General features: G+C 66.0%; 18 protein-coding genes. 4 read left to right on the top strand and 14 right to left on the bottom strand.

Annotated features, from left to right (window positions below; genetic code table 11):
* Position 1: 1 nt before the first annotated feature.
* From rbbA to PKB_RS01680, 3 genes are all read right to left on the bottom strand, one after another.
* A complete protein-coding gene (gene rbbA, locus PKB_RS01690; RefSeq protein WP_043248483.1) occupies positions 2-2,734 on the bottom strand; it encodes a ribosome-associated ATPase/putative transporter RbbA in 2,733 nt (910 codons plus the stop codon).
* On the bottom strand, positions 2,731-3,804 hold the full coding sequence (locus PKB_RS01685; RefSeq protein WP_043248481.1) for an HlyD family secretion protein: 1,074 nt from the start codon (positions 3,802-3,804) through the stop codon (positions 2,731-2,733). Before PKB_RS01685 ends, rbbA begins: the two co-directional genes overlap by 4 nt.
* Positions 3,805-3,932: 128 nt before the next feature.
* Positions 3,933-4,337, bottom strand: coding sequence for a flagellar basal body-associated protein FliL (locus PKB_RS01680; protein WP_043256815.1), 405 nt, complete (start codon positions 4,335-4,337; stop codon positions 3,933-3,935).
* Positions 4,338-4,494: 157 nt separating this feature from the next.
* Between PKB_RS01680 and PKB_RS01675 the strand changes: the two genes are divergently transcribed.
* Positions 4,495-5,472, top strand: a complete 978-nt coding sequence (locus tag PKB_RS01675) for an NADPH:quinone oxidoreductase family protein (RefSeq protein ID WP_043248479.1) — start codon at positions 4,495-4,497, stop codon at positions 5,470-5,472.
* A 275-nt stretch (positions 5,473-5,747) separates the two neighbouring features.
* Positions 5,748-6,698 carry an IS110 family transposase gene (locus tag PKB_RS01670; protein ID WP_043248478.1) on the top strand — a complete coding sequence of 317 codons (951 nt, stop codon included), beginning with the start codon at positions 5,748-5,750 and terminating at the stop codon, positions 6,696-6,698.
* A 94-nt stretch (positions 6,699-6,792) separates the two neighbouring features.
* Here PKB_RS01670 and PKB_RS01665 read toward each other — a convergent pair whose 3' ends face one another.
* The 7 genes from PKB_RS01665 to PKB_RS01635 form a co-directional block, all read right to left on the bottom strand.
* Positions 6,793-8,316, bottom strand: a complete 1,524-nt coding sequence (locus PKB_RS01665; RefSeq protein WP_052355148.1) for a malonate--CoA ligase — start codon at positions 8,314-8,316, stop codon at positions 6,793-6,795.
* Between the two features lie 8 nt (positions 8,317-8,324).
* Positions 8,325-9,626 carry a malonyl-CoA decarboxylase gene (locus PKB_RS01660; RefSeq protein ID WP_043248476.1) on the bottom strand — a complete coding sequence of 434 codons (1,302 nt, stop codon included), beginning with the start codon at positions 9,624-9,626 and terminating at the stop codon, positions 8,325-8,327.
* A gap of 23 nt (positions 9,627-9,649) precedes the next feature.
* The gene (locus tag PKB_RS01655; RefSeq protein WP_043248475.1) at positions 9,650-11,107 is read right to left on the bottom strand and encodes an amidase; all 1,458 of its coding nucleotides are present in this window, start codon (positions 11,105-11,107) and stop codon (positions 9,650-9,652) included.
* Positions 11,108-11,237: 130 nt separating this feature from the next.
* Positions 11,238-12,272 carry an ABC transporter substrate-binding protein gene (locus PKB_RS01650; protein WP_043248474.1) on the bottom strand — a complete coding sequence of 345 codons (1,035 nt, stop codon included), beginning with the start codon at positions 12,270-12,272 and terminating at the stop codon, positions 11,238-11,240.
* Positions 12,273-12,298: 26 nt separating this feature from the next.
* The gene (locus tag PKB_RS01645) at positions 12,299-13,105 is read right to left on the bottom strand and encodes an ABC transporter permease (RefSeq protein ID WP_043248473.1); all 807 of its coding nucleotides are present in this window, start codon (positions 13,103-13,105) and stop codon (positions 12,299-12,301) included.
* Positions 13,105-14,031, bottom strand: coding sequence for an ABC transporter permease (locus PKB_RS01640; RefSeq protein ID WP_043248472.1), 927 nt, complete (start codon positions 14,029-14,031; stop codon positions 13,105-13,107). Before PKB_RS01640 ends, PKB_RS01645 begins: the two co-directional genes overlap by 1 nt.
* 16 nt (positions 14,032-14,047) lie before the next feature.
* Positions 14,048-15,166, bottom strand: coding sequence for an ABC transporter ATP-binding protein (locus PKB_RS01635; protein ID WP_043248471.1), 1,119 nt, complete (start codon positions 15,164-15,166; stop codon positions 14,048-14,050).
* 224 nt (positions 15,167-15,390) lie between these two features.
* Between PKB_RS01635 and PKB_RS01630 the strand changes: the two genes are divergently transcribed.
* Positions 15,391-16,290: a LysR substrate-binding domain-containing protein gene (locus PKB_RS01630; protein WP_043248470.1), complete on the top strand. Its 900-nt coding sequence runs from the start codon at positions 15,391-15,393 to the stop codon at positions 16,288-16,290.
* A gap of 45 nt (positions 16,291-16,335) precedes the next feature.
* On the opposite strand, the gene PKB_RS01625 is transcribed toward PKB_RS01630, so the two are convergent.
* The 4 genes from PKB_RS01625 to trxA form a co-directional block, all read right to left on the bottom strand.
* Complete coding sequence (locus PKB_RS01625) at positions 16,336-17,301, bottom strand: CDP-6-deoxy-delta-3,4-glucoseen reductase (protein WP_043248469.1); 966 nt, start codon at positions 17,299-17,301, stop codon at positions 16,336-16,338.
* Between the two features lie 13 nt (positions 17,302-17,314).
* A complete protein-coding gene (gene ubiD, locus PKB_RS01620) occupies positions 17,315-18,781 on the bottom strand; it encodes a 4-hydroxy-3-polyprenylbenzoate decarboxylase (RefSeq protein WP_043248468.1) in 1,467 nt (488 codons plus the stop codon).
* 106 nt (positions 18,782-18,887) lie between these two features.
* Positions 18,888-20,150 carry a transcription termination factor Rho gene (gene rho / locus PKB_RS01615; protein WP_043248467.1) on the bottom strand — a complete coding sequence of 421 codons (1,263 nt, stop codon included), beginning with the start codon at positions 20,148-20,150 and terminating at the stop codon, positions 18,888-18,890.
* Between the two features lie 240 nt (positions 20,151-20,390).
* Entirely contained in the window at positions 20,391-20,717 is a 327-nt protein-coding gene (trxA, locus tag PKB_RS01610; protein WP_043248466.1) for a thioredoxin TrxA, read from the bottom strand.
* Positions 20,718-20,907: 190 nt separating this feature from the next.
* On the opposite strand from trxA, the gene ppx reads away from it, so the two are divergent.
* A complete protein-coding gene (gene ppx, locus PKB_RS01605) occupies positions 20,908-22,410 on the top strand; it encodes an exopolyphosphatase (RefSeq protein ID WP_043248465.1) in 1,503 nt (500 codons plus the stop codon).
* The last annotated feature ends 38 nt before the right edge of the window (positions 22,411-22,448 follow it).

Raw genomic sequence — 22,448 nt, 5'->3', positions numbered from 1 at the left:
CTCAGTCCTCCTGCTTCTTCAGCAGCCGCACGCTGAGCGGGGTCAGCACGGCGATCGCCAATAGCAGCGGCAGGTAGTAGGGCCAGAGGTCGGCGAAGCCCAGCGCCTTGGAGAAAGCCCCACGGCTGATGATCAGGAAGTGCGACGTCGGGTAGAGCTTGCCGAAGTAGGCCCCCGCCCCTTCCAGCGACGATACAGGATGGATCAGACCGGCGAATTGGATGGCCGGGACCATGGTGGCGATGGCGGTACCGAACACCGCGGCGATCTGGCTCTTCATGAAGGTCGACAGCAGCAGGCCGAGGCCGGTGCTGGCGATCACGTACAGCAGCGCGCCAAGGCTCAGAGCGAGGAAGCTGCCCTTGAGCGGCACCTGGAACAGCAGCAACGCCATCAGCAGCATCAGCGCGAAGTTGACCATGCCCATGCCGACGTAGGGCAGCTGCTTGCCGAGGAGGAACTCCAGGCGCGTCACCGGCGTCACGTAGAGATTGGTGATCGAGCCCAGCTCCTTCTCGCGCACCACGCCCAGCGCCGTGAGCATCGCCGGGATCATGATCAGCAGCAGCGGGATCACCGCCGGCACCATGGCCTTGAGGCTTTCCACGTCGGGGTTGTAGCGGTAGCGCACCTCGGTGCTGGCCGCCGCGCTGGCCTGGGGGTTGCCGCTTTGCCGGGCGAGGTCGGCGAGATAGGCGAGGTGCAGCCCCTGCACGTAGCCCTGCACGGTGGTCGCGCGCTGCGGCATGGCGCCGTCGATCCACACGCCGATGGCGGGATTGTCACCGCGCTTGAGGTCGCGGCCGAAGTTCGGCGGTATCTCCACGGCAAGGCTCAGTTCGCCGCTGCGCAGGCGTCGGCCCAGCTCGTCGGGACTCTGGATGGGCGCGTGTTCGACGAAGTAGCGCGAGCCTTCGATGTTCAGCGAATACGCCTGGCTGGTGGTGGTCTGGTCGCGGTCGAGCACGGCGTAGGACAGGTTCTCCACGTCCATATTGATGCCGTAGCCGATGATGAACATCAGCAGCGCCGTGCCCAGCAGGGCGAGCGTCAGGCGGATCGGGTCGCGGCGCAGCTCCATCGACTCGCGCCGCGCATAGCTGAACAGGCGCAGCAGGCTGAAGCGCTGGCGCTGCGGCTTGAGGCCTTCCGGCGCCGCAGTCGGCTCGGCCACCGGAGTGGCGACAGGCGCGGCACCTGCTGCCTCTTCCAAATAGGCGATGAAAGTCGCTTCCAGCGTCGGCAGGCCGCGCTTGGCCATCAGCCCTTGCGGCGTGTCGCTGTCGAGTACCTTGCCGGCGTGCATCAGCGAGATGCGGTCGCAGCGCTGCGCCTCGTTCATGAAGTGGGTGGAGATGAAGATGGTCACCCCGTCGCGCCGCGACAGCTCGACCATCAGCTGCCAGAAGCCGTCGCGGGCCACCGGGTCGACGCCCGAGGTGGGCTCGTCGAGGATGAGGATTTCCGGCTTGTGGATAACCGCCACGGCCAGCGACAGGCGCTGACGGATGCCCAGCGGCAGGCTGCCGGGCAGCTCGTCGCGGACCTTGCCGAGGTCGAAGCGCGCGAGCATTTCCTCCACGCGCGGGCCGATTTCCTCGCTCGGCAGGTGGAACAGCTTCGCGTGCAGCTCCAGGTTCTGCAGCACCGTCAGCTCGGCATACAGCGAGAAGGCCTGGGACATGTAGCCGACGCGCCGGCGCGTTTCCATGTCGTTGGCGTTCACCGGCTGGCCGAACAGCGCGCACGTCCCCTCGCTGGCCGGCAGGAGGCCGGTGAGCATCTTCATGGTGGTCGACTTGCCGCAGCCGTTGGAACCGAGGAAGCCGAAGATTTCCCCGCGCTCGATACGGAAGCTGACGCGGTCGACGGCGACGAAATCGCCGAAGCGGCAGGTCAGCCCCTCGGCCTCGATGGCGATCTGCGGGGCGCCTTGGCTTTGCTCGCGCGGCGGAATGACCAGCTGTTGGTGACCCGCGCGCTTGCGCGCAGGCAGCAGGGCGACGAAGGCCGCTTCCAGGCTCTGGGTTGCCGTGCGTTCGCGCAACTCGGCCGGTGTGCCGGAAGCCAACACCTTGCCGTCGTCCATCGCCACCAGCGTGTCGAAGCGCTCGGCCTCCTCCATGTAGGCGGTCGCCACCAGCACGCTCATGCCCTGGCGGCCGGCGCGGATGCGCCCGATCAGTTCCCAGAACTGGTTGCGCGACAGCGGATCGACGCCGGTGGTGGGCTCGTCGAGGATCAGCAGGTCGGGGTCGTGGATCAGCGCGCAGCACAGCCCGAGCTTCTGCTTCATGCCGCCGGAGAGCTTGCCCGCCGGCCGCTCGGCGAAGGGTGCGAGCCCGGTGCTCTGCAGCAGGTCGGCGATACGCCGTTCGCGCTCGGCCTTGTCGTGGCCGAACAGGCGGCCGAAGAAATCGACGTTCTCGAACACCGACAGCGTCGGGTAGAGGTTCTTGCCCAGGCCCTGCGGCATATAGGCAATGCGCGGGCAGACGCGGCGACGGTGGCGCGCATCGCGCATGTCACCGTCGAGCACATGGACTTCGCCCTCCTGAATCTTCCGCGCGCCGGCGACCAGCGCCAGCAGGCTGGACTTGCCGACGCCGTCCGGGCCGATAAGGCCGACCATGCGGTTGGCCGGGATTTCCAGGGTGACGTCGTCCAGCGCGGCGGTTCGGCCATAGCGCAGCGAGACCCCGTGCAGACGGGCGACCGGCTGCGGCGCGTTCATTGCGGAACCTTGATCTGCAGGTTGTCCGGCCACTGCGCATCAGGGTCGAGGCGCAAGTAGGCCATGCCCGGCACGCCGGTCTTCACGTAGGTGACGTACTTCGCCAACAGCGCCGGATCGAGGCGTGCCTTGACGCGAAACATCAGCTTCTCGCGCTCGCTGGCGGTCTCCACGGTCTTGGGCGTGAACTGCGCGACGCTGGCCACGTAGGAGACCTTCGCAGGGATCACGTATTGCGGCGCTGCATCTATCACCAGGCGCACCTCCTGGCCAAGTTGCACACGCCCAGCCTGGGGCGCGGCAAGGAAGAAGGTCATGTAGACGTCGGTGAGGTCGACCATGTTGAGCAGCTTGCCGCCCGCCGGCAGCACCTCGCCCGGCTGTGCCACCCGGTACTGCACCCGCCCGTCGCGCGGGGCGCGCAGCAGGCTGTCGTCGATGTCTGCCTGCAGGCGGGCGACGCTGGCGTTGGCCGCCTCGATGGCCGACTGCGCCTCGATCACCTGGGAACGTCCGGCCTCGATTGCCGCCTGCGCGGAGATGACCTGCGAGCGTGCTGCCGACAGCGCTGCCTGGGCGCTTTGCAGCACGGCGCGGTCGTCATCCAGTTGCTGCTGCGGCAGGGCATTTCGAGCCACCAGCCGCTCGGTACGGCTGAAGCGCTTCTGCGCAGCGGTGAGTTCGGCCTGGCGCTGAGCGACCACCGCCTCCGCGGTGCTTTTCTCGCTGTTGCGCTGGGCCACCAGGGATTCGGCGGTGAGCTTGGCGTTCTGCGCCTGGCGTACCTCGGCCTGGGCCTGGGCCAGTTGCGCCTGGAGCACCTGGGTGTCCATGCGCGCCACCAGGTCGCCGGTCTTCACGAAGTCGCCTTCGTCGACCTTGATCTCGGCGATGCGCCCGGGGAGCTTGGTCGCCACGTCGACCTCGGTCGCCTCGATGCGCCCGTTGCCGCTGGCGAAGCCGTCGCCGAGGCCTTTCGGCTTCAACATGTGCCAAGCCAATGCGGCCACCAAGGCAGCGGCCACAAGAACCGCGCCACGAACCAGCCAGCGTTTTGAATTTCCCTTCATCGCACCCTCTCTTGAACGGCCTTTCGACCAATCGTGTAGGGATCTTCCGAGAAGAGAGAGGCAATGGCCTTGATTCAGGTCAGACGCGACCCGAATCGCTGAAAATGACGACTATTTCCTGTGTCAGATCAGGGCTGGACGATCAGGTTGTTGAACAACAGGTCGTCCACCAGCGGCTTGCCTTCCTCCTCCTTGAGGACCGTCTGCACCTGCTTGAGCGCCTCTTGGCGCAGCTTTTCCTTGGCCTCGACGCTGCCGAGGGTTTCGTCGGTCTGCTGGGCGAACAGCATGATCAGCTGGTTGCGGATCAGCGGCTCGTGGTGCTCGACCTTGTCCGCCGTCTCCTTGCCCGCGACCTTCAGGGCGATGTCTGCCTTGAAGTACTTCAGCTTGGGACCGCTGCCGTAGTTGCCCACCAGGGCCGGAGTGAGGTCGACGAACAAGGGCTTGTTGGCGTCTTCCGGCTTGGCTTCCTCCTCCGCCATCACGGGGGCGAGGAACAGGACCAGCAACAGGGCGATCAGGGCTCTCAAGGCGACTTCTCCAGAAATGATGCCGGCAAGCATAGCCAGACTCGGCGCGCCGCCCAAGCCCAGCGGTTATGCAGCGGCATAAGCCGGGACCATACTGATTTGCCCCCCGCCTGCCCACTCCTACACTGCCCGCCTCACCCGCAAGGAGTCCGCCCCGATGAAAGCCGTGCTGTGCAAAGCCTTCGGCCCCGCCGAAACCCTGGTGCTGGAAGACATCGCCAGCCCCGAGCCGAAGAAGAACGAGGTCCTGCTCGACGTGCATGCAGCGGGGGTCAACTTCCCCGACACGCTGATCATCGAGGGCAAGTACCAGTTCAAGCCGCCCTTCCCCTCCGCCCGGGGCGGCGAAGCCGCGGGCGTGGTCGCCGCGGTTGGCGAGAAGGTCTCGCACCTGAAGGTCGGCGACCGGGTCATCGCCCTCACCGGCTGGGGCAGCTTCGCCGAGCAGGTCGCGGTGGGCGGCTACAACGTGCTGCCGATCCCGGCCGGCATGGACTTCACCACCGCCGCCGCCTTCGGCATGACCTATGGCACCTCGATGCACGCACTCAAGCAGCGCGCCAACCTGCAACCGGGCGAGACACTGCTGGTGCTCGGCGCCTCCGGCGGCGTTGGCCTGGCCGCGGTGGAGATCGGCAAGGCGATGGGTGCCAAGGTGATCGCCGCCGCGAGCAGCGACGCCAAGCTGGAAGTGGCCAAGGCCGCCGGTGCCGACGTGCTGATCAACTACAGCGAAGGCAGCCTGAAGGACAAGCTCAAGGAAATCACCGGTGGCCAGGGCGTGGACGTGATCTACGACCCGGTGGGCGGCGACTTCTTCGAGGAAGCCTTCCGCAGCATCGCCTGGAACGGCCGCCTGCTGGTGGTCGGTTTCGCCAGCGGCACCATCCCCTCGCTGCCGGCCAACCTGCCGCTGCTCAAGGGCGCCTCCCTGGTCGGCGTGTTCTGGGGCGCCTTCGCCCAGCGCCAACCGCAGGACAACGCGGCGAACTTCCAGCAGCTGTTCCAGTGGTACGGCGAGGGCAAGCTGAAGCCGCTGGTGTCGCAGACCTATCCGCTGGAGAAGGCGGCCGACGCCATCAACCACCTGGGCCAGCGCCGTGCTGTCGGCAAGGTTGTGGTGCAGGTGCGCTGAGCCCTTGCGCCCACTGTAGGAGCGGATCTCATCCGCGATTTCTCGCGGACAAGGTCCGCTTGTATGGCGTTAGGGTAGGAACCTGTCGGGGTGTGGAGGGACAAGATCCGCTTCTGCAAGCCAGACGGTAGGAGACTTCCCCCACCCACCCGCTCACGACAAGCGCCGATAAGGAATCCATCGGATTGAGTAGCCGCTCAAACCGACAATACCGGCAAGCCTGCGCCAATGTGAGCTCCCGACAGATTGGACCATCTTCACTGTCGGAGAACCCCATGACAAGCCAAGTTCCGGTTATCGGTATCGATGTCGCCAAGGAGTCGCTGAGCCTCTGCGATACACGCTCGGGCGAGGTATTCGAACTGGCCAATGACGTCCGCACTATCAAGGCCTGGCTGAAAACCCTTCCTCCCTGCTGCGCCATCGCGATCGAAGCGACCAGCACCTATCACATGGATGTTGCGACCCTGGCGCATGCGCGGGGACATCGGATCTACGTCATCAATGGCTTTCGCCTGAGCAACTACCGCAAGGGGATTGGCGGGCGAAACAAGGATGATCGCAGCGATGCCCTGTTGCTGGCCCGTTACCTGACCCACGAACAAGCGCAACTGGAGCCTTGGCAGCCACCGAGCAAGGCCTACTGCCGCCTGCAGACACTGCTGCATCGGCGTGCCGCACTGGTCCGTAGCGCCATCTCGTTACGCCAGAGCTTTTCCCAGGATCGCTCCCTGGCCAAGGCGCTGAAGCCTGTTCTCAAGCAAATGGCCACACTGGAGTCACGCCTGGAGAAAGAGATTCAACAGGCGCTGCGAGAGGCTGGCCTAATGGAGCAAAGCAAGCGCTGCCAGGCCATCGAAGGGATCGGACCGCTGACGGCAGCGGCCCTGAACCTGGCATTTCTGCGGGGACGTTTTCGCAATAGCGATGCCTTCATCGCCTTTATCGGATTGGATGTGCGGCTCAAGGAGTCCGGCCGCTATAGCGGCCGTCGAAAGCTGACCAAGCAAGGGGACCCTGAAATCCGTCGGCTGCTCCACAACGCGGCCATGGCGGCAGCGCGCACGCAGCGCTGGCAGGCCCTTTACCAAAGCTACCTGGCGCGCGGCCTGAAGAAGATCGAGGCCCTGACTATCCTCGCCCGCAAATTGGCCCGAATTGCCTTTGCCCTGATGCAATCCCAGACCAGCTACCAGCCTCCAAAGCAGGAGCCGTCATTGACATAGAATCTCCTACAGGAATGAAACAGCCCCGCCCAGGCGGGGCTGTTTCATGTTCGCAGGATACGGTTGAGCGAAGCGAAACCCATCCGACCCAGCCTCAGGTGTAAAGCTGCTTGAACTGCTCGCGCAGCTGGTTCTTCTGCACCTTGCCCATCACGTTGCGCGGCAGCGCGTCGACGATCATCACGCGCTTGGGTTGTTTGTAGCGCGCTAGCTTGCCGTCCAGGCCGGCGAAAATCGCAGCTTCACTCGGCGCCTCGCCAGGCTTGGCCACCACCACCGCCGTCACGCCTTCGCCGAAGTCGCGATGCGGCACGCCGATCACCGCCGACTCGGCGACGCCCGGCAGGGTGTCGATGATCTGCTCCAACTCCTTCGGGTACACGTTGTAGCCGCCGCTGATGATCATGTCCTTGCTGCGCCCGACGATCTGCACGTAGCCCTTGTCATCGATCAGGCCGATGTCGCCGGTCATGAAGTAGCCGTCCGCGCGCAGTTCCTCGGCGGTCTTTTCCGGCATGCGCCAGTAGCCGCGGAAGACGTTGGCGCCGCGCACTTCGATCATCCCCGGCTCGCCCTGCGGCAGCAGCGTCGGCTCTTTCGCGGTCGGGTCGGTGATGCGCAGTTCGACGCCCGGCAGCGGGAAGCCGACGGTGCCGGCGATGCGTTCGCCATTGAGCGGGTTGGAAGTGTTCATGCCGGTTTCGGTCATGCCGTAGCGTTCGAGGATTGCCACCCCGGTGCGCTCGCGGAACGCCTTGTGCGTCTCGGCGGTGAGCGGCGCCGAGCCGGAGACGAACAGGCGCATGTGCGCCACCGCTTCGCGGGTCAGGCCGTCCTGGTCGAGCAGGCGGGTGTAGAAGGTCGGCACGCCCATCAGCAAGTTCACTTGCAGCAGCAGGCGCAGCACTTCGGCGGCATCGAACTTCTCGACGAACAGCAGCGAACCGCCGGCCATCAGCAGGCTGTTGGTGGCCACGAACAGGCCGTGGATGTGGAAGATCGGCAGCGCGTGCAGCAGCCAGTCCTCGGCGGTGATCGCCCAGGCTTCGACCAGCGCGCGGGCGTTGGAGACCAGGTTGCCGTGGCTGATCATCGCGCCCTTGGAGCGCCCGGTGGTGCCGGAGGTGTAGAGGATCGCGGCGAGGTCGTCGGCCGTGCGCTCGACGTCGATGAAGCGCCCCGGCTTGCCCTGCACCTGCTGCATCAGGCTGCCGTCGCAGCGCTTGCCGAGGGTGGCCACACGGGCCACGCCGCAGCGTTCGGCGAGCGCCTTGGCCTCTTCTTCAAAGGCCGGTGCGCAGACGAACAGCGTGGGCTCGGCATCGCCGAGGAAGTAGGCCAGTTCGTCGGCGGTGTAGCCGCTGTTCAGCGGCAGGTAGACCGCGCCGGCACGCAGGGTGCCGAGGTAGAGCATGATCGCCTCGGGGCTCTTGTCGACCTGCACGGCGACGCGATCGCCCGGCCGCACACCGAGCTCGACCAGGGCGTGGGCGAACTGCGAGCTGCTGCGCAGCATCTCGGCATAGCTGTAGCCGCCGCCCTCGGGCGTGCGGATGAAGGCTTTGTTCAGGTCTTTCGGCAGGTGCTCGCCGATGGCGGCGAAAAGGCTCTGGTTCATGGCGGTTCCTAGCGGCGTGGCTTGGCCGGTGGGGCGAGATGTCGCTTGACCTCGTTGGCGGCGATCACCGAGCCCTGGTTGGCATAGGCTTCGTGGTTTTTCTCGATCTGACGCAGTTCGTAGCGGTAATTGACCATCAGCCCGGCGGCCTGGCGCAGGCCGCCGGCGGAGAGATCGCCGCGCCAGTTCAGGCGCTCCAGGCGCGCGCCGTTGCCCAGGTGGAAGCGCGCCACCGGGTCCAGCGGCCGCCCCTCGGCGTTCTTCGCGTTGAGGAAGTATTCGGCGGCCAGCGCCAGCAACGGCTGCTCCAGACGCGGGGGGGGTGGCGCATCGGGCTTGAGCGCCTTGAGGCATTCGGCGACCTGCGGCTCGGCGGCGCGGCTGTCCAGCCAACGGCGGAAGCCGGGCACCGGCGAGAGGGTGACGAACTGCTTGAGCCCCGGCACTTCACGAGCCAGCTCCTCGACAACTTGCTTGATCAGGAAGTTGCCGAAGGAGATGCCGCGCAGGCCGTCCTGGCAGTTGCTGATCGAATAGAACACGGCGGTGTCCGGCGCCTCGGCGGCCTCGCCCTGTTGCTCGAGGATTTCAGCGATGGCGCCAGGCATTTCGCGGGTCAGCGCCACCTCGACGAAGATCAGCGGCTCCTCCGGCAGCGCCGGGTGGAAGAAGCCGAAGCAGCGGCGATCAGCCGGTTGCAGGCGGCTGCGCAGGTCGTCCCAGTCCTTGATGGCGTGCACCGCTTCGTAGCGGATGATCTTTTCCAGAATCGCCGCCGGGGTCGACCAGTCGATGCGGCGCAGCACCAGGAAGCCACGGTTGAACCAGGACGCCAGCAGGTGCTGCAGGTCGTAGTCGACCGCTGCCAGTTCCGGACGGGCCTTGAGTTCACGCAGCAGCAGGTTGCGCATGGCGATCAGCTCGGCGGTGCCGCCGGGGGCCTGGTTGAGGCGGCGGAACAGTTCCTGGCGCGGCGGTTCGCAGGCCTCGAAGAGTGCGGTGACCTGCTCGGCGCCGGGGTTTTCCAGGTAGCGTTTGCAGGCCTCGGCCAATGCCTCGCGGGGCGGCGCGAAGTCGTTCAGCAGGTTGTCGAAGAAGGCTTTCTGCTGCGCCTCCGGGCAATCGCGATAGGCGCACAGCACCTGCCGCGCCAGCGCCACGCCGGATGCCTCGCCGTGCCCGGAAAGCAACCGGCGGCTGGCTTCCACCAGCGTCGCCGCGCTGATCGGCGTCGGCTCGCGCGACTCCAGCAACTGCCGGCCGCGCTCGCTGATGCTCTGCAAGAGTTCCTGGAAGAAGCTGACGTTCATGGGGCCTCCTTCGTCGACGCGCCCTACTGCGCCAACAGCGGCGGCGGGCAGCGCCGGTACCAGTTGCTGGCCTGCTCATAGGCGTGGGCGAGTTGCAGCACGGCCATGTCGGCCTGGTGCCGGCCGATGATCTGCAGGCCCATGGGCAAGCCCTGTTGATTGAAGCCGACCGGTACGTTGGCCACCGGACAACCGGACAAGGTGCCGGGGATCACCACCTCCATCCAGCGGTGGTAGGTGTCCATGGCGCGGCCGGCGATCTCCCGCGGCCAGTGCTGGGTCTTGTCGAAGGGGAAGACCTGGGCGCTGGGCAGCAGCAGGTAGTCGTAATGTTCGAACAGGCACTGGATGGCGCGGTACCAGTCGCTGCGCGCAACGGTCGCGCGGTACACGTCCATGCCCGACAGCAACAGGCCGTGCTCGACTTCCCAGCGCGCCTCTTCCTTGAGCAGCTCGCACTTGGCCGGGTCAGCGTAGAGGCCGCCCAGGGAACCGGCGACGAAGAAGTGCCGCAAGGTGCGCCAGCAGTCCCACAGGCGCTCGGCGGAATAGCCCAGGGCGCAGGGCTCGACGCTGCAGCCGATGGATTCGAAATCGGCGAACGAGCGCTCGCACAGTTCCAGCACACCGCGCTCCATCGGCAGATGGCCACCGAGGTCGCCCAGCCAACCCAGGCGGGCGCCGTTGAAGTCGCGCTCCAGCGAGCCAGTGAAGGCCGCGCCGGACTCGGAAATCGACAGCGGCGCACGCGCATCGCCGCCGGCCTGCACCGACAGCAGCAGGGCCAGGTCACGCACGCTGCGGGCCATGGGGCCTTCGTAGCCGAGCTGGTCGAAGAACAGGTCGGCGCTGTCATCGAAGGGCACGCGGCCCTGGGATGGACGGAAGCCGAAGATGTTGTTGAAGGCAGCCGGGTTGCGCAGCGAGCCCATCATGTCGCTGCCGTCGGCCACCGGCACGAGTTGCAGGGCCACCGCCGCTGCGGCACCACCGCTGCTGCCACCAGCCGTGCGGGTCGGGTCGTAGGCGCAGCCGGTAGCGCCGAAGATGGGGTTGTAGCTCTGCGAGCCGAGGCCGAATTCCGGGGTGTTGCTCTTGCCGATGAGAACGGCGCCGGCGGCGCGGATGCGCTCGACCATGATGCCGTCGCGTTCGGGCATGAAGTCGCTGAACAACGGGGAGCCGAGCGTGGTGCGGATGCCGCGGGTCAGCGAGAGGTCCTTGATGGCGTGCGGCAGGCCGTGCATCCAGCCACGGTACTCGCCGCGCGCCAGCTCCGCGTCACGGGCATCGGCCTCGGCCAGCAGCTGCTCGGCCGGTTGCAGGCTGATCAGGGCGTTGACCGCCGGGTTGAAGCGTTCGATGTGCGCGAGGTAATCGCTCATCACTTCGCGGCAGGACACCTGGCGCAGACGGATGCGTTGCGCCAGCTCATGGGCCTGGAGCTGGACGAGTTCGCTGAGGTTCGGGTTCTGGCTCATGGATCGGGCCTTCTTCATGTTTCCGGCAGTGCCCATTAGGCGATCGCGGCGCGAGCAGGCCCGCGCCACGGCGCACCGGGCGATGTACAGGTTATTCAGGATGGCCCCGCGAACGGGGCCCGGGTGGCACTCAGCGCATCAGGTTGGTCCACAGGCGGTCGGCCAGGCGGATGGCGCCTTCGCCGCAGGTCTTGCTGAAGACCACCTTGGTGCCCTCGGGGATGTGCAGTTCCGGCGCGTCCTTCAGGCTCGGGGCGAGGAAGGCGTCGGTGCCCTTGATCGGGCTCTGGTGCTTGAGGAAGTTCTGGGTCATCGCCGAGTTCTCCGGCTGACTCATGAAGGCGATGAACTGGCGCGCCGCTTCAGGATCCTTGGCGCCCTTGGGGATCACCATGTTATCCACCCAGGCCACCACGCCTTCCTTCGGATAGAGGTACTTCAGGCTCGGCTTCATCTCGCGGGCGCGCAGCGACGAGCCGCCCCAGAACAGCGACATCGAGGTCTCGCCGGAGGCCAGGTTCTCGCGCACCGAGCCGGCCTTGGAGCTGTAGGTCTTCACGAACGGCTTCTGCGCCTTGAGCAGGTTCAGCACCTGTTGCACCTGCTTGGGGTCCTCGCTGCACAGCGGGATGCCCAGGTAGAGGCTGGCGGAGTCCATCACCTCGTTCACCGAGTCGAGCATGTTGACCTTGCCCTGCAGCTCCTGGGGCGGCTCGAAGAGCACCTTGTAGCTGTCGGTCGGGCCCTTGTAGAGCGCGGTGTCCAGCACCACGCTGGTGGTGCCCCAGATGAAGGGCACCGAGTAGCCACCCTCCGGGTCCCAGCTCGGTTTCTGCAGGTTGTCGACGATGTTCGCGTAGTACGGCTGCTTCGCCGGATCGAAGCGCTCCAACAGGTTCTCGTGGACCAGGATGGGCACGAACTGGTGCGAGGGGATGGCCACGTCGTAGCCGCTGCCGCCCTGCTTCAGCTTGGCCAGCAGGGTTTCGTTGGAGTCGTAGGAATCCACCGTGACCTTGATGCCGGTCTGCTTCTCGAACTTCTCGATGATCTGCGGCGAGAAGTAGCCGCTCCAGCTGATGACGTTGACCTGCCCGGCGGCGTTGGCCGCCCCGGCTAGGCTCAGCGACAGGGTGGCGGCGATGACTGCGATCGACTTGCTCATTGTGACTCCTGGTGTTGGCGTGGCGCTCAGGCTTTGGATTTGCCGAGCAGGAAGGACAGGCTGACGAAGAACACGGAGACCCCGAGGATCAGCGTCGACACCGCGTTGACGTCCGGTGTGACGCCCATCCGCAGCAGGCCGAAGATGAAGATCGGCAAGGTGGTGGTGCCGGCCTGGGAGACCATCATCGAGATCACGAAGTTATCCAGCGAGACGATGAAGGCGAGCATCAGCCCGGAGAAGATGCCCGGCATCAGCAGCGGCAGGGTGACCTTGCGGAAGGTCCGCCAGGGCCCGGCGTACAGGTCCGAGGCGGCCTGCTCGAGCGACAGGTCCATGTCCTCGAGACGGGCACGGATCGGCAGGAAGGCGAAGGGGATGCAGAACACCGTGTGGGCGATGATCAGGTTGCCGTAGCCCAGGGACACGCCGAGGCTGGAGAACAGCGCCAGGGTGGCGACGCCGACCACGATTTCCGGCAGCACCAGCGGCAGCATGATGGTGCCCATCGACAGGCGCATGCCCTTGAACTTGGCCCCGCGCGAGGTGCCCAGCGCGGCCAGGGTGGCGATGGCGGTGGCGATCATGCTGGCGCACACGGCGATCAGCAGGCTGTTGCCGGCGGCCGCGCGCAGCGCCTGGTTGGCGAAGGCGGCGCGGTACCAGTCGAGGCTGAAACCGGTCCAGACAGTGGCCGACTGGTTGGCGTTGAACGAGTAGATCACCAGTACCACGATGGGCGCGTACAGGTAGAGGTAGAACAGGAAGCTGAACCCGCCAAAGCCGGGGAAGTCCTGTACGCCAAGACGGCGCTTGCGCAGCAGAGCGAGCATCACACACCTCCCCGGGCAACGCGCAGGCGTTCGGCGCGCATGGCGTAGAAGGTCAGGGCGAGCATCACCACCGCCATCAGCACCAGCGACAGGGCCGCGCCAAAGGGCCAGTTACGCGAGTCGCTGAACTGCCGGAAGATCAGGTTGCCGAGCATCATCTTGGTCCCACCGCCGAGCAGCTCGGGGGCGATCATCGCGCCCAGGCAGGGCACGAAGGTGAGGATGGCGCCGGCCAGGATGCCCGGCCGGGCGATCGGCAGGACCACCTTGCGCAGCGTGCGCAGGCGCCCGGCGTAGAGGTCCTGGGCGGCTTCGAGCAAGCGCATGTCCATCTTCTCCAGGGTCGAATAGATCGGCAGCACCACGAAGGGCGCGTAGGTGTAGACCAGCCCAAGCAGCACCGCGCCTTCGTTGTAGAGCAGCGGCAGCGGTTGCTGGATCAGGCCCAGGCCCATGAGGCCGTTGTTGATCACGCCGGTGCCGCGCAGCAGCAGGATCCAGGCGTAGGTGCGGATCAGCAGGTTTGCCCAGAACGGCACCGTGATCAGGAAGATCAGCAGGCCGCGGCGCTTGGCCGGCTGCATGGCCAGCCAGACCGCCACCGGGAAGCCGACCAGCAGGGTGATCAGCGTGGTCGCCGTGGCGATACCCAGCGAGCGCAGGGCGATGACCAGGTAGGAGTCGGCGAAGGCCAGGCTGTCGTCCATCTGCCGCTCGAACAGCAGCGAGACGTAGGCTTCGGTGCTGAACGCGTGGTTGACCCCGCCGTAGGGGTTGGCCTGCATCAGCGAGTAGGCGACCACGATGAGGATCGGCACCACCAGGAACAGGCCGATGGCGAGCAGCGCCGGCGAGACGCCGAGGATGTTGCCCAGCGCCCGGCGCCGCTCCAGGGCGTTGCCGGGGCGAGTGGTGAGGGATGTCATGGCGAGTTCCTCGGCTTTAGTCCAGCAGCACGCTGGCGCTGTCGCGGTCGAACTGCAGGCCGAGACGCTGGCCCGGAGCGAAACGCTGGCTCTGCCCGGCGCTGTTCGGCGCGCGCACCCGCAGGCGGGTGCCGTCGGCGAGGCTGACCTGGTACTGCAGGTCGGTGCCCAGGTAGATCTGCTCGACCAGGCTGCAGGGGGTCGCCTCGGGGCTGTCGGCATCCACCAGACGCAGGCGCTCCGGGCGGATCGACAGAGTCACCTCGGCCCCCGCGCGCAGGCCGTCTCGGCTCTGCGCGCGCAGCGCATGTCCGCCCGGGATGCGGAACAGTGCCTGGTCGTCGGCCAGCTCGGCGACCTGCGCCGGGAGGAAGTTGGTCTCGCCGATGAAGTCGGCGACGAAACGGTTGCGCGGCTGCTCATAGATGTCCGCCGGGCGACCGACCTGCTGTACCTCGCCATTGGCGAGCACGGCGATGCGGTCGGACATGGTCAGGGCTTCTTCCTGGTCGTGGGTGACGAAGATGAAGGTGATCCCGGTCTTGCCCTGGATAGTCTTCAGTTCCTCGCGCATGGCCTGGCGCAGCTTGAGGTCGAGCGCCGAGAGCGGCTCGTCGAGCAGCAGCACCTTCGGATGCGGCGCCAGCGCGCGGGCCAGGGCCACGCGTTGTTGCTGGCCGCCGGAGAGCTGGGTCGGCCGGCGTTCGGCAAAGCGCTCCATCTGCACCAGGGCGAGCATCTCGCGAACCCGCTCGGCGACCGCCGCCTTGCCCAGGCGCTGGCCCATCGGGTGCGATTCCAGGCCGAAGGCCAGGTTCTCGGCGATGGTCATGTGCGGGAACAGCGCGTAGTGCTGGAAGACGGTGTTCACCGGGCGGGCATAGGGCGGCCGGTCGGCGATGTTCTCGCCGTACAGGCGGATCTCGCCGGAGGTGGGGAACTCGAAGCCGGCGATCATCCGCAGCAAGGTGGTCTTGCCGCAGCCGGAAGGGCCGAGCAGGGTGAAGAATTCGTTGTCGCGGATATCCAGGTCGACGCTCTTCAGCGCTACCGGACCGCTGTCCGGGTCGCCGTAGACCTTGCGCACCGAGCGGATGGAGACGGCGGCCGTCTGCAGGTTGTGCAGGGCATTCATGGAAATACCTCCGGTTCCCTCCCCGTCGATGCCTGGGCATGGCGGGGCTTGTATTTGTTCTGGCAGGACTGGGGAAAACGCACTTCTGCAGCGGTTCGCCGTGAGCGGCGGATGTTGTGGTGAGGCTGCTGGGGGCGAGTGTGGCCAGATTGCGGTTGAGCAAAAAGCTCAATTTTCTTACAGTCGATGTTAAAAAAATTAACAACAAACTCGGACCCTTCCTAATGGCAACTCCGCGCCTTCCTCCGCTCAACGCCGTACGCGCCTTCGAGGCTGCCGCGCGCCTGGGCAGCTACGTCGCCGCTTCGCAGGCGCTGCACGTCACGCAGCCGGCCATCGGCCGCCACGTGCGCCTGCTGGAGGAGTGGCTGGGGGTGCAGCTGCTCGAACGCACGCCGCGCGGCGTGACCCTGACCCCGGCCGGGCAGCGCTACTACGCGAAGATATCCACAGCGCTGCAGCAGATCGCCGAGGCCAGCCTGGAACTGACCCCAGGCGGTTCGGCGCGCTGGCTGAAGATCCTGGTGGTGCCGGCCTTCGCCAAGCGCTGGCTGATGCCGCACCTGGAAGCCCTGCGCCAGCAACGCCCGGGGCTGAAAGTGGCGATCGAGCCGAACCCGACCTTCAGCGAAGTGGACGGCAAGAGCGCCGACCTGGGCATCGTCTACGGCATGCCCGGGCAATACCCACAAAGCCACGCCACCCTGCTCCACCCGCAGGTCTTTCCCGTGTGCTCGCCGGGCTACCTGGCGCAGCACGGCCCGCTGGGCGGCGCGCAGGAGTTGGTGAATCACGAGCTGATCCACGTCGACGACGGCGAATGGTGGAACGCCTGGTTCGCCGCCAATCACCTGGATATCCGCGTCACCTCGGATGTGCTCTACGTCAGCAACGACCACGCGCTGTCGATGGCCGAAGCCGGCGCCGGCATCGCCCTGGCCAACGAGGTGCTGGTGCGCAAGGAGCTGGAATCCGGCGCGCTGGTGCGGCCGCTGCCGAACCAGGTACGCCTGGAGAGCTATCAGCTGCTGATTCCGCCGGGGCCGAGCAGCGCCGACATCGAGTGGTTCAGTGCATGGCTGGCGGAGATCCTGGCGGCGGAGTTTCCGTCGGCTCTGCCGTAGGAGCGGATCTCATCCGCGATTCGCGGACAAGGCGTTCTGCCCGGCTCAGTCGCGTGGCGCGTAGGCGAAGACGTCGGCGCGCATCTGGTGCGCATCCATCCCGGCCGCCACCAACGCATCGAGCGTCGCGTAGACCATCGCCGGCGAACCGCTGGCGTAGACCGTGAGCGCGGCGAGATCGGCGAAGTCCTCGCAGACCGCCTCATGCAGCAGGCCGCGGCGACCGTCCCACTCCACCGGATCGCTGACCACCTTGTGCAGGTGCAGGTTGGGCAGGCTCTTCCATTCGTCCCAGTGCGGCAGCGCGTAGAAGTCCTCGGGCTGGCGCACACCCCAGTACAGGTGCACCGGATGGGCGAAGCCCTGGGCGCGGCAATGCTCGATCAGGCTGTGCATCTGCGCCATCCCGGTGCCGGCGGCGATCAGCACCAGCGGGCCGGCGGGCAGCTCGGCCAGGTGCGCATCGCCGAAGGGCAGTTGCACGCGGGCGATGCGCTCGCGCCGCAGCTGCTCGATCAGCTCGATGGCGCTGTTCTCGCGGGTCAGGATGTGCAGCTCCAGGTCGCGCCCCTCGTTCGGCGCAGAGGCCATGGAGAACGCGGAAGCGCCGCTCGGACGCTCGATCAGCATGTACTGCCCGGCGTGGTAGCGCGGCGGCTTACCGGCCGGTGCGCGCAGGCGCACACGCCAGACGTCGCCGCCCACCGCTTCGCACAGGGTCACCTGGCAGGCCAGCTTGCGCACCGGCAGCTCGCCCGGAGCGAGCACGCCATCCCAGTGCAGAACGCAGTCTTCCAGAGGTTCGGCCAGGCAGGTGAACAACTCGCCGTGGTCGCGCACCTCGCCATCCTGGCGCACGCTGCCTTCCACCAGCAGCGCGGCACAGATGTGGCAGTTGCCGTTACGGCAGCTTTGCGGGCAGTCGAACCCCAGGCGCCGCGCGGCATCGAGGATGCGCTCGCCGGGCTGGGCCTCGAAGCTGGCGCCGGAAGGTTGCAGGGTCACGCGCACGACACGGTCCCCATCAATCGATCCCCAGGCTGGCCCAGATCTCGTCGATCCGGCGCGTCACCGCCGCATCCTTCTCGATGACCCGGCCCCACTCGCGGCTGGTCTCGCCCGGCCACTTGTGGGTGGCGTCCAGGCCCATCTTCGAGCCCAGGCCGGAGATCGGCGAGGCGAAGTCGAGGTAGTCGATGGGAGTGTTGTCGATCATCACCGTGTCCCGTTTGGGGTCCATGCGCGTGGTGATCGCCCAGATCACGTCGTTCCAGTCCCGCGCATTGACGTCGTCGTCGGTGACTATGACGAACTTGGTGTACATGAACTGTCGCAGGAACGACCAGACACCCAGCATTACGCGCTTGGCGTGCCCCGGATACTGCTTCTTCATGGTCACCACCGCCATGCGGTACGAGCAACCTTCGGGCGGCAGGTAGAAGTCGGTGATCTCGGGGAACTGCTTCTGCAGGATCGGCACGAAGACTTCGTTCAGCGCCACGCCGAGGATCGCCGGCTCATCCGGCGGCCGCCCAGTGTAGGTGCTGTGGTAGATCGGTTTCTGCCGACGGGTGATGCGCTCGACGGTGAACACCGGGAAGCGATCGACCTCGTTGTAGTAGCCGGTGTGGTCGCCGTAGGGACCTTCGTCGGCCATCTCGCCGGGATGAATCACCCCTTCGAGGACGATCTCGGCGCTGGCCGGCACCTGCAGGTCATTGCCGATGCACTTCACCAGCTCGGTCTTGTGCCCGCGCAGCAGGCCGGCGAAGGCATATTCGGAGAGGCTGTCCGGCACCGGGGTGACGGCGCCGAGGATAGTCGCCGGATCGGCGCCCAGGGCCACGGCCACCGGGTAAGGCGTGTTCGGGTGCTTCTGGCACCACTCGCGGTAGTCCAGCGCGCCGCCGCGGTGGCTGAGCCAGCGCATGATCACCTTGTTGCGGCCGATCACCTGCTGGCGGTAGATACCGAGGTTCTGCCGCTCCTTGTTCGGGCCGCGGGTGACGGTCAGGCCCCAGGTGATCAGCGGTCCGACGTCGCCTGGCCAGCAGGTCTGCACCGGCAGCTTGGTCAGGTCGACGGCCTCGCCTTCCTCGATCACTTCCTGGCAGGGCCCGTCGCGCAGGACCTTGGGCGCCATGTTGATGACCTTCTTGAAGATCGGCAGCTTGGACCAGGCGTCCTTCAGCCCCTTGGGCGGCTCGGGCTCCTTGAGGAAAGCCAGCAGCTTGCCGATTTCGCGCAGCTCGCCGACATCCTCGGCGCCCATGCCCAGGGCGACCCGCTCGGGCGTGCCGAAGAGATTGCCGAGTACCGGCATGTCGAAGCCGGTGGGTTTCTCGAACAGCAGGGCCGGGCCCTTGGCGCGCAGGGTGCGGTCGCACACCTCGGTCATTTCCAGCACGGGGGAAACCGGCACCTGGATGCGCTTGAGCTGCCCACGCTGCTCGAGGGCGGCGATGAACTCGCGCAGATCGCGATACTGCATGGAGATCTCGATGATGAAGGCGAAGATGCGACAGTTTAGCCGTTAACAACGGCTCGCAGAAACACGAAGGCCGGGTTTCCCCGGCCTTCACGTCGAACAACGGCGCTTACTTGCTGCGCTTCATCGAGTCGAAGAACTCGTCGTTGGTCTTGGTCTGACGCAGCTTGTCGAGCAGGAACTCGACGGCGGCGATCTCGTCCATCGGGTGGAGGATCTTGCGCAGAATCCACATGCGCTGCAGCTCTTCCTCACCGGTGAGCAGCTCTTCGCGACGGGTGCCCGAACGGTTGATGTTGATGGCCGGGAAGACGCGCTTCTCGGAGATGCGGCGGTCGAGGATCAGCTCCGAGTTACCGGTGCCTTTGAACTCCTCGTAGATCACCTCGTCCATCTTCGAGCCGGTTTCGATCAGCGCGGTGGCGAGGATGGTCAGCGAACCGCCTTCCTCGATGTTGCGCGCGGCGCCGAAGAAGCGCTTGGGCTTCTCCAGGGCGTGGGCGTCGACACCACCGGTGAGCACCTTGCCGGAGCTCGGGATCACGGTGTTGTAGGCACGCGCCAGGCGGGTGATGGAGTCGAGCAGGATGATCACGTCCTTCTTGTGCTCGACCAGGCGCTTGGCCTTCTCGATCACCATCTCGGCGACCTGCACGTGGCGGGTCGGCGGTTCATCGAAGGTGGAGGCGACCACTTCGCCGCGCACGGTGCGCTGCATCTCGGTCACTTCTTCCGGGCGCTCGTCAATCAGCAGGACGATCAGGTGGCACTCGGGGTTGTTGCGCGTGATGTTGGACGCGATGTTCTGCAGCATGATGGTCTTACCGGCTTTCGGCGGTGCGACGATCAGGCCGCGCTGGCCCTTGCCGATCGGAGCGCAGAGGTCGATCACCCGGCCGGTGAGGTCCTCGGTGGAGCCGTTGCCGGCTTCCATGGTCAGGCGCTTGGTCGGGAACAGCGGGGTCAGGTTCTCGAAGAGAATCTTGTTCTTCGCGTTCTCCGGACGATCGAAGTTGATCGAATCGACCTTGAGCAGCGCGAAGTAACGCTCACCTTCCTTCGGCGGACGAATCTTGCCAACGATGGTGTCCCCGGTGCGCAGGTTGAACCGGCGGATCTGGCTGGGCGAGACGTAGATGTCGTCCGGGCCGGCCAGGTACGAGGAGTCGGCGGAGCGCAGGAAGCCGAAGCCATCCTGGAGAATCTCCAGCACGCCGTCACCGGAGATTTCCTCGCCACCTTTCGCGTGCTTCTTCAGCAGCGCGAAGATGATGTCCTGCTTGCGCGAACGAGCCATGTTTTCCAGGCCCATGGCATCGGACATTTCCAGCAGTTCGGCAATCGGCTTTTGCTTGAGTTCGGTCAGATTCATAAGAGGGAGGTGTTATTGAAAAGAAAGAATGAAGGAAACAAGCGTGAATGCTTGAAATGCCGTGCCGCAGAGTGACGACAGGATCGCATTGAAATTCGAATAGGAAGTGCGTCGGCGACGGCTTGAAGGGGCAACCTGATGCAGGGTGCGGGCCGAATGTAACACCGTGATTTAGGGGCGTCTAGGGGACGCCCATAAAAAAACCCCGCATTTCAGCGGGGTTTTTTCTTCAACTCGAACTTAGATGTTGCTGTCGAGGAAGGCAGCCAGTTGCGACTTGGACAGTGCACCGACCTTGGTCGCTTCGACGTTGCCGCCCTTGAACAGCATCAGGGTCGGAATGCCGCGCACGCCGTACTTCGGCGGGGTTTCCTGGTTCTCGTCGATGTTCAGCTTGCAGACCTTCAGTTTGCCCTGATAGTCCTTGGCGATCTCGTCGAGTACCGGCGCGATCATCTTGCAGGGACCGCACCATTCGGCCCAGTAGTCGACCAGTACGGCGCCTTCGGCCTTCAGCACATCCTGCTCGAAGCTGGCATCGGTAACGCTGACGATATGTTCGCTCATGAAATCTCTCCGTGGAGTCGGATGCGAAAAAGTGGGCCCATCATAGCCCGCCTCGATCCACACCGGAAGGCACAGGCGATTGAGTGTGCCTATCGCCCAGCCGGCCAAAGTCGATCGACCCGGCGCCTTTCGTTGGCACCCAAGCCCTATCGTGGCAGGATGTCGAGGTTAATTACCGGACCTTTTCAAGATGCCTCATACCCCCGCCAAGACCTTCCCGCTGATCGCCGCTCTCGACCTGGGCTCCAACAGCTTCCACATGGTCCTGGCCAAGGCCGATCATGGCGAGATCCGCATTCTCGAAAGGCTCGGCGAGAAGGTTCAGCTGGCCGCCGGCATCGATGAAGAACGCATGCTCAGCGAAGAAGCCATGCAACGCGGCTTCGACTGCCTGCGCCGCTTCGCCCAACTGATCAACGGCATGCCGCCGGGCTCGGTGCGCGTGGTCGGCACCAACGCCCTGCGCGAAGCACGCAACCGCACCGAATTCACCCGCCGCGCCGAAGAAATCCTCGGTCACCCGGTGGAAGTCATCTCCGGCCGCGAAGAAGCGCGCCTGATCTACCTCGGCGTGTCGCACACCCTGCCGGACAACCCGGGCCGCCGCCTGGTCGTCGATATCGGCGGCGGCAGCACCGAGTTCATCGTCGGCCAGCGCTTCGAATCGCTGCTGCGCGAAAGCCTGCAGATGGGCTGCGTCAGCTTCACCCGGCGCTACTTCAATGACGGCAAGATCACCCCTGCTCGCTACGCCCAGGCCTACACCGCCGCGCGCCTCGAGCTGATGGGCATCGAGAACAGCCTGCGCCGCCTTGGCTGGGACGAGGCCGTCGGCGCCTCCGGGACCATCCGCTCGGTGGGCCTGGCGATCCAGGCCGGCGGCCACGGCAATGGCGAGATCAATCCCGAAGGCCTGGCCTGGCTCAAGCGCAAGGTGCTCAAGCTGGGCGAGGTCGAGAAGCTCGAACTGGACGGCATCAAGCCCGACCGCCGGCCGATCTTCCCGGCGGGCCTGGCCATCGTCGAGGCGCTGTTCGACGCCCTCGAACTCAAGCAGATGACCCACTCCGAAGGCGCCCTGCGCGAAGGCGTGCTCTATGACCTGCTCGGCCGCCACCAGCACGAGGACGTCCGCGAGCGCACCATCGGCGCCCTGATGGAGCGCTATCACGTCGATGCCGACCAGGCCGCTCGGGTCGAAGCCAAGGCGCTGGCCGCACTGGATCAGGTCGCCGATGCCTGGCAATTGCAGGACGAAGGCCATCGCGAACTGCTGGTGTGGGGCGCGCGGGTCCACGAGCTGGGCCTGGACATCGCCCACTACCACTACCACAAGCACGGCGCCTACCTGATCGAGCACTCCGACCTTGCCGGCTTCTCCCGCGAGGACCAACTGGTGCTCGCGCTGCTGGTGCGCGGCCACCGCCGCAACATCCCGGCGGACAAGTTCAACGATCTGGGTGTCGAGGGCGACAAACTGATCCGCCTGTGCATCATCCTGCGCTTCGCCATCCTCTTCCATCACATCCGCGGCACCCAGACCATGCCCGAAGTGACCCTGCAGGCCGGCGCGCGCAGCCTGGAGCTGCGCTTCCCGGCCGGCTGGCTGGAAGCCAACCCGCTGACCCAGGCCGACTTCGAGCAGGAAGCCGGCTGGCTGCAGCGCGTGGGCTACCAGCTCAGCGTCAGCTGAGCCCGAAGCCCCGAGAGAAAGGCCCTGCCGCGCAAGCT

The organism is Pseudomonas knackmussii B13, assembly GCF_000689415.1.
Taxonomy (GTDB): Bacteria; Pseudomonadota; Gammaproteobacteria; order Pseudomonadales; family Pseudomonadaceae; genus Pseudomonas; species Pseudomonas knackmussii.
Note: the sequence above shows the minus strand (reverse complement) of the source record. Positions and strands in the feature narration are given on the sequence as shown.